6 protein-coding genes and 1 pseudogene are annotated in these 7,379 nt (G+C 60.2%); 4 read left to right on the forward strand and 3 right to left on the reverse strand.

The genetic code is table 11. The annotated features are described in order from the left end of the window. Positions 1-26 precede the first annotated feature (26 nt). Both ASE80_RS06545 and ASE80_RS06550 read left to right on the forward strand, forming a co-directional pair. Positions 27-1,964 (forward strand): RecQ family ATP-dependent DNA helicase, encoded by a 1,938-nt coding sequence (locus ASE80_RS06545; RefSeq protein WP_056858197.1) that lies wholly within the window; start codon positions 27-29, stop codon positions 1,962-1,964. 23 nt (positions 1,965-1,987) lie between these two features. Continuing rightward, entirely contained in the window at positions 1,988-2,419 is a 432-nt protein-coding gene (locus ASE80_RS06550) for an acyl-CoA thioesterase (protein ID WP_056858198.1), read from the forward strand. Between the two features lie 142 nt (positions 2,420-2,561). Here the strand turns inward: ASE80_RS06550 and ASE80_RS06555 are convergent, their stop codons facing one another. From ASE80_RS06555 to fdhD, 3 genes are all read right to left on the reverse strand, one after another. Continuing rightward, positions 2,562-3,041: a YMGG-like glycine zipper-containing protein gene (locus tag ASE80_RS06555; protein WP_017135379.1), complete on the reverse strand. Its 480-nt coding sequence runs from the start codon at positions 3,039-3,041 to the stop codon at positions 2,562-2,564. A 256-nt stretch (positions 3,042-3,297) separates the two neighbouring features. Further along, positions 3,298-5,646: an FdhF/YdeP family oxidoreductase gene (locus ASE80_RS06560; RefSeq protein WP_056858199.1), complete on the reverse strand. Its 2,349-nt coding sequence runs from the start codon at positions 5,644-5,646 to the stop codon at positions 3,298-3,300. Continuing rightward, a complete protein-coding gene (gene fdhD / locus ASE80_RS06565; RefSeq protein ID WP_056858200.1) occupies positions 5,643-6,482 on the reverse strand; it encodes a formate dehydrogenase accessory sulfurtransferase FdhD in 840 nt (279 codons plus the stop codon). Before fdhD ends, ASE80_RS06560 begins: the two co-directional genes overlap by 4 nt. 234 nt (positions 6,483-6,716) lie before the next feature. On the opposite strand from fdhD, the gene lysM reads away from it, so the two are divergent. Both lysM and ASE80_RS31350 read left to right on the forward strand, forming a co-directional pair. Then, positions 6,717-7,157 (forward strand): peptidoglycan-binding protein LysM, encoded by a 441-nt coding sequence (lysM, locus tag ASE80_RS06570; RefSeq protein ID WP_056858201.1) that lies wholly within the window; start codon positions 6,717-6,719, stop codon positions 7,155-7,157. A 31-nt stretch (positions 7,158-7,188) separates the two neighbouring features. Beyond that, positions 7,189-7,379 (forward strand): annotated as a pseudogene (locus ASE80_RS31350) (hypothetical protein); the annotation flags it as partial.

A 7,379-nucleotide genomic window follows, 5' to 3' on the forward strand; every position in this document is an offset into this window, starting at 1 on the left:
TTCAGCGGTCAACGGAGTGACAGCTTATGCACAACACCCTCCAACAGGTCTTTGGTTATCCACAGTTTCGTTTGGGCCAGGAAGCCGCGATCAGCGCGGTGCTGGCCGGTCGTTCGGCTGCAGCTATTTTTCCCACCGGTTCCGGCAAGTCTTTGTGTTATCAGCTGTCGGCGGTGCTGTTGCCGCACCTGACGCTGGTGGTGTCGCCGCTGTTGGCGCTGATGCAGGACCAGTTGGGTTTCCTGCAGCGCCATGGCATTTCTGCTGGCAGTATCGATTCGGCGCAGAGCCGTGAAGACGCCAATGAAGTGATGGCCCGTGCACGTTCGGGTGAGTTGAAGATTTTGATGATTTCCGTGGAGCGCTTGAAGAACGAGCGCTTCCGTAACTTCCTGCAAAGCGTGCAGATTTCCTTGTTGGTGGTGGATGAGGCGCACTGTATCTCCGAATGGGGCCACAACTTCCGTCCGGACTATTTGAAGCTGCCGGACTACCAGCGCCAGTTCAATATCCCACAAGCGCTGCTGCTGACCGCTACAGCCACGCCCAAGGTGATTGCCGACATGCAGGCCAAGTTCGCCATTGCGCCGGATGACGTGATCACCACGGGCTTCTACCGGCCCAATCTCAACTTGCTGGTAGAGCCGGTGAGTGGCCACGACAAGCGTCGGCGCCTGGTCGAGTGGATGAGCGCGCGGGCCAATCAGCCAAGCATCGTTTACGTCACGTTGCAAAAAACCGCCGAGCAGATTGCCGAGCACCTGAACCGCAATGGCATCCAGGCCGAGGCTTACCACGCGGGGTTGCCCCACGATAAACGCGAGGGTATCCAACAGCGCTTCATGGGCGGGCGCTCCAACTGCATCGTTGCCACCATCGCGTTCGGCATGGGCATCGATAAGAGTGACATCCGCAACGTGGTGCACTTCGACCTGCCCAAATCCATCGAGAACTACAGCCAGGAAATCGGCCGCGCCGGGCGTGACGGGCAGCCGTCCGACTGCCTGGTGCTGGCCAACCGTGACAGCCTCAATGTGCTGGAAAATTTTGTGTATGGCGACACACCGGAGCAGGAGGGCATTCGCCGTGTACTGGAGGAGTTGCAGGCGGCGCGAAGCGAGGACCAGTGGGAGTTCCTGCTGAGGTCGCTGTCGGACCACAGCAACATCCGCGAGCTGCCGCTCAAGACGCTGTTGGTGCAGTTGGAACTCAAGGGTGTGATCGCGCCGCGCTATGCGTTTTACGCCGAATACCGCTTCAAATACCTGATTGAGCCCGAGGCGTTGCTGGCGCGGTTTTCCGGCGAGCGGCAGCAGTTTGTCGCGGCGATCATCCAGGTATGTAAACGCGCCAAAACCTGGGCGACGGTGGATTTCGATGCGCTGTACCAACAGCACAATGCCGAGCGCAGCCGCGTGGTGAAGGCGCTGGACTACTTCCAGGAACAGGGCCTGATCGAGCTGGAAAGCAAGCAGATGACCGAGGTCTACAGCCTGCTCGATACCGACTTTGATCCACAGGCGCTGAGCGCCGAGTTATACACAGGCTTCAAGCACCATGAAGTGACGGAAGTGGCGCGTATCCACGCCATGCTCGATCTTTTTGCGACCGAGCAGTGCCTGGGGCAGCGCCTGGCCAAGTACTTTGGCGATGAAAATGCCCCTCAACGCTGCGGACATTGTTCGGTATGCCACGGCCACGTCGCGCATTTGCCGCCGCCGCCGAGCCTGCCGCCACTTGTGGATAAAAACTTCATGGGGCTGTGCGGTGATTTTATCCACAGGCATCATGAGCACACCATGAACCTGCCAGAAGCGGAGCGGCTGACGCGGTTTCTCGGCGGTATCAGCGTGCCGCTGTTTACCAAGCTGAAGGCGCGGGGCATACCGGGTTTTGCTGCGCTGGAGGATTACCCGTACGCCGAGGTGCGTGAGTGGGTGCAAGCCCATCTGAACGACCTGTAAACCCACTTTCCAGAGAGCCGCCCATGCCTGACTCAATGCCGCAACGCGCTGACTACCCTCACTTCCAGCCGATCATCACGCGTTGGCACGACAATGACGTGTATGGCCATGTGAACAACGTCACCTACTACAGCTTTTTCGACACGGCGGTGAATACCTACCTGATTGAAGAAGGTGAGCTGGATATTCATGACGGTGAAGTGGTGGGGTTTGTAGTGAGTTCGGCGTGCGATTATTTCGCCTCGATCGCGTTTCCGGATCGGCTGGATATTGGCTTGCGGGTGGGCAAACTGGGTAACAGCTCTGTGCAATATGAATTGGCGGTGTTCAAGGCCGGCGAGGATGAAGCCTGTGCGGCCGGGCGCTTTGTGCATGTGTTTGTGAACAGGGCGTCGAACCAGCCGGTGGCGATTGCGGGGAAGTTGCGCGAGGCGTTGGAGCGGTTGGTGGTATGAGACCATTTTTCATGCAATGAAAATCAAATGTGGGAGCTGGCTTGCCTGCGATAGCGGTGGGTCAGGACGCAAATCTAATCCTGACCCACCGCTATCGCGGGCAAGCCCGCTCCCACTCTGGTTATTCAGTGTTCTTTAGGCCTTACCGATGACGGTAGTGATGCTTGTTCTTGCGATGCCCGTAGGCATGCCCGCGTCCACGGTGGTCATCTCGGTCGTAACGACGGTTGTCACGCCCGCGGTAGCGGCGGTCGTCGTCATCGCTCTTGTTGCCCATGTAGTTGCCCAGCGCGCCGCCTGCACCACCGCCGGCTGCTGAGCCGACCAGTGCACCGGTGCTGCCGCCCATGCTGCGGCCCACGACGTTGCCGCCGGCTGCGCCCAGTGCGCCACCAATGGCGGCTTCGCCACGGCTGCGTCTATCGGCACCCACCGCACTGCCGCCTGCGCCACCCAGGGCTGCGCCGATGGTGGAACCTGTGTTGCCGCCCAACTGCTGGCCGACAACCGAACCTAGAACCCCGCCCAATGCGCCGCCCACACCGGCTTCGGTGGTGCCACCGGCCATGGCTGCGCCACTGACCAGGCCAAGGGACAACAAGAGAATCGAGGAGAACTTCATAGAGAGACCTCAAGAGGATGACGGCGCGATCCTGAGGTTGTATCGAGGCGCTGACAATCGAAAACCGACCGGCGGTACAGGTTGTATACAATTTGCTAAGTTGCTGTTTTGTATGAGGAACTTAAGTCTGTTTTGTGAGTCTTTAGCTACTTCGGAAGGGCCGCTTTTATGCAAAAGCGGCTTTTTTTGTGCCTGTTGAAAGGGGACGCAGAGCGTCCAGGGCGGCGTTCCCACGCAGAGCGTGGGAACGATCGACTTAGGCTGAGCGGGCCATGATCAAGCCACTGTCGCTCGCCGCTTCCAGGCAAATCGCGACGAACTTCGACGTCGGCGTATGGCTGCCATCCCCGGTGCTTTCCAGCGGCACCAGCGGGTTCACTTCCGGGTAGTAAGCCGCCGCCTGGCCCGCCGGAATATCAAACGCCAGCAAGGTGAAGCCCTTTACTCGGCGTTCGCGGCCATCTTCCCACAGCGACACGATGTCAGCCTTCTGCCCCGGCTTGAAGCCCAGGCGGATGATGTCGGCTTCGTTGACGAACAGCACGTCACGCTGGCCCTTGACCCCACGGTAGCGGTCGTCCAGGCCGTAAATGGTGGTGTTGTACTGATCGTGAGAGCGCATCGACTGCATGATCAGGTCCGGCACACGGCCAGTGGCGTGGGTGCGTTCGTGGATCAGGTCTTTGGGCAGCACGTTCGGGCGGAAATTGGCGCGGCCCGACGGCGTGTTCCAGCGGCGCGCGCCAGCGGAGTTGCCCAGGTAGAAACCGCCTGGGTGCTTGATACGCTCGTTGAAATCCTTGAAGCCTGGGATGGTGTCGGCAATCAGGTCGCGGATGCGCCCGTAGTCAGCCACCAGCCAGTTCCAGTCCACCGGCTTGCTGCCCAGCGTGGCGGCGGCAATCCCGGCCAGAATCGCTGGCTCGGACTTCATCAGCTTCGACAGCGGCTGCAGTTGGCCATTGGAGCCGTGCACCATGCTGAACGAGTCTTCCACTGTCACCGCTTGCGGGCCTTCGGCCTGGATGTCGATGTCGGTACGGCCCAGGCACGGCAGGATCAGCGCGTCTTTGCCGTGCATCAGGTGGCTGCGGTTGAGCTTGGTGCTGATCTGCACGGTCAGGTCGCAGCTGCGCAGGGCTTCAAAGGTGCGCGGGCTGTCTGGCGTGGCTTGGGCGAAGTTGCCGCCCAGGCCGATAAACACCTTGGAACGGCCTTCGAGCATGGCGTGAATCGCTTCGACCACGTTGTGGCCGTTGGTACGCGGCACCTGGAACTGGAAGCGGCGCTCCAGCGAGTCCAAAAACGCCACCGGCGGGCGTTCGTTGATGCCCATGGTGCGGTCGCCCTGCACGTTACTGTGGCCGCGCACTGGGCACAGGCCGGCGCCTGGGCGGCCGATGTTGCCGCGCAGCAGCATCAGGTTGGCGATTTCCTGGATGGTCGGCACCGAATGGCGATGCTGGGTGATGCCCATCGCCCAGCACATGATCACGTTTTTGCCTTTGGCGTACATGCGCGCCGCTTGCTCGATCTCGACCAGGCTGAGGCCGGACTGCGCGACGATTTCATCCCACGAGGTGTCGTCGATCTGGCCCAGATACTCCAGCACATTGACGCTGTGTTCATTGAGGAAGTCGTGATCGAACACCGCTTCCTTGCCTTCGGCCTGGGCCTGGCGCTCCCACAGCAGCAGGAACTTGGCCATGCCGCGCAGGATGGCCATGTCGCCACCCAGCGCCGGGCGGAAGTACGCGGTGTTGGTCGGTTTGTCACCGTTGGTGAGCATTTCCAGCGGGTGTTGCGGGTGCTGGAAGCGTTCCAGGCCACGCTCTTTGAGCGGGTTGATGCACACCACCTGCGCGCCACGTTTTACCGCTTCGCGCAGCGGTTCAAGCATGCGCGGATGGTTAGTGCCGGGGTTCTGGCCCCAGACGAAAATCGCATCGGCATGTTCGAAATCATCAAAGGTCACGGTGCCTTTGCCGACGCCCACGCTTTGCGCCAGGGCGACGCCACTGGCTTCGTGGCACATGTTCGAGCAGTCGGGGAAATTGTTGGTGCCATAGGCGCGCACAAACAGCTGGTACAGGTACGCCGCTTCGTTGCTGGCCCGGCCCGAGGTGTAGAACTCGGCCATGTCCGGGCTTGGCAGGGCATTGAGGTGCTTGCCGATCAAGTCAAAGGCGGCTTCCCAGCTGATGGCTTTATAGCGATCGGTCTCGGCGTCATAGCGCATCGGCTCGGTCAGGCGGCCCTGGTATTCCAGCCAGTAGTCACTCTGCTCCAGCAGCGCCGTCACGCTGTGCTTGGCGAAGAAGGCGGCGTCCACGCGGCGCTTGGTGGCTTCCCAGTTGACCGCCTTGGCGCCGTTCTCGCAGAACTTGACCATGCCGCTTTCCGGCGAGTCGCCCCAGGCGCAGCCAGGGCAGTCGAAACCGCCGTTCTGGTTGGTCTTGAGCATCATGCGCAGGTTTTTCATGGCGTTGTCGCTGGTCAGCCAGGCCTGCGCCACGCTGATCAGTGCGCCCCAGCCGCCGGCCGGGCCTTTGTAAGGCTTGTAGCGCGGGGTCGGGGTTTGGTCGGCTTGGTGATGCATGCTCATGGCTGGTTCTCCATCGCGGGGCTGTAAACCCGCGGCGCACTTTTCTGCGGCAGGTGGATGAGATTGAGGTTGTGCCGGCGCGCCCATTGCAGGGCCAGGCCGGTGGGCGACGACAGGCTGACCAGGGTCTGGATGCCCGCGCGCAAGACTTTCTGGATCAATTCGAGGCTGCAGCGGCTGGTGACGATAGCCAGGCCACCGTCGGTCGGAATTTTTTGGCGGATCAGCGCGCCGATCAATTTATCCAGGGCGTTATGCCGGCCGATGTCTTCGCGGCCCATCAGCAACTCGCCCTGGTTGTTCATAAAGATCGCCGCGTGCACCGCACCGCTGTGCTGGCCCAAAGGCTGAAAGGCGCTGATGCGTTGGCGCAGGCCGTCGAGCCATGCGGCAGGCGGCAACGGCGCGCCGGGCAGCACTTGCAGGTCTGGCAAGGCTTGCTCCACAGCTTCTACGCCGCACAGGCCGCAACCGCTGGTGCCGGCCAACTGGCGGCGTTGCTGCTTGAGGTTCCAGAAGGCCCGGCTGGAAATCTGCACCTGAGCGTACTGGGCAGAGCCAGCGCCGCTGAGTTTTAGATCATAAATGTCGCTAACGTCGGCGATAATGCCGCTGCCGATGCTGAAGCCGACGATGAAGTCTTCCAGGTCGGTGGGCGTCACCAGCATCACCGCCTGGCTGATGTCGTTATAGGCAATCGCCAACGCCACTTCTTCGGCCAACGCAGTGCTGGCGATTTCCGTGTGTTCGAGATTGCAAAACTGGTAGCTCTGGCTGGCGGCTGGCGCTGGCGTTTCGAGGGCAGGCGCCGCGCAGACTGGGCGCTTGGCGTTCATGGGGCAATACCACCGAGGGAATGATCAATCTTTAGACTAGGCGCGACAAAGGGTCGCGTCTAATCGGCTGTACTGATCTATTGATAGATGGCGTCGATCAAGGCGTCTGTAGCGGGCTTATTCCAGGCAGCGCGCAGGCTAGCGTGTTTGGGTCTTTGGCGGGCCTGGAACCCAAGTCTGCAGGACTGGTCTAGTCTTGGGCATCTGGAACTTAAACCCCAAGGAGAGCGCACCATGAGTATTTTTAGCTTTGTTAAGGAAGCAGGCGAGAAGTTGATTGATCTGTTGACGCCGGGTAATGCCAACGCGAGCGAGCAGTTAAAAGATCACGTGGCCAAGGTCGGGTTGGGTAATCCCAATGTGCAAACCACCGTCGACGGTGACAAGGTGACCGTGACAGGTGAAGTCGCCAGCCAGGAAGAGAAAGAAAAAATACTGCTGGCGCTGGGCAATATTGCCGGCGTTGCCAGTGTTGATGACCAGATCACCGTGACTGGCCCGGCCGCGGCAGCCGCCCGTTTTGTCACCGTTGAAAAAGGTGACACGCTCAGCGCTATTTCCAAGCGCGTATATGGCGATGCCAACAAATACCAAAAAATCTTTGAGGCCAACAAGCCGTTGTTGTCGCATCCGGACAAAATTTACCCAGGGCAAGTACTGCGTATTCCTGAGTAACACACAGAGCTAACTGTGGGAGCAGCTTTGTGTGGGAGCCGGGCTTGCCCGCGATGCAGGCAGCGCGGTGTGTCAGTCACACCTCGGTGATGCAATCGCAGGCAAGCCAGCTCCCACATTGGCCAGCTCTTATCAAACAAAAAATAACTCATTGTTTTTGCTATTAAAAATCAAGCCGCTTCAATCAGCTGCAACCCCAACTTTCGCGCCTTGCGTTCCAGG

It is taken from the genome of Pseudomonas sp. Leaf15, assembly GCF_001421425.1.
Classification (GTDB): domain Bacteria; phylum Pseudomonadota; class Gammaproteobacteria; order Pseudomonadales; family Pseudomonadaceae; genus Aquipseudomonas; species Aquipseudomonas salomonii.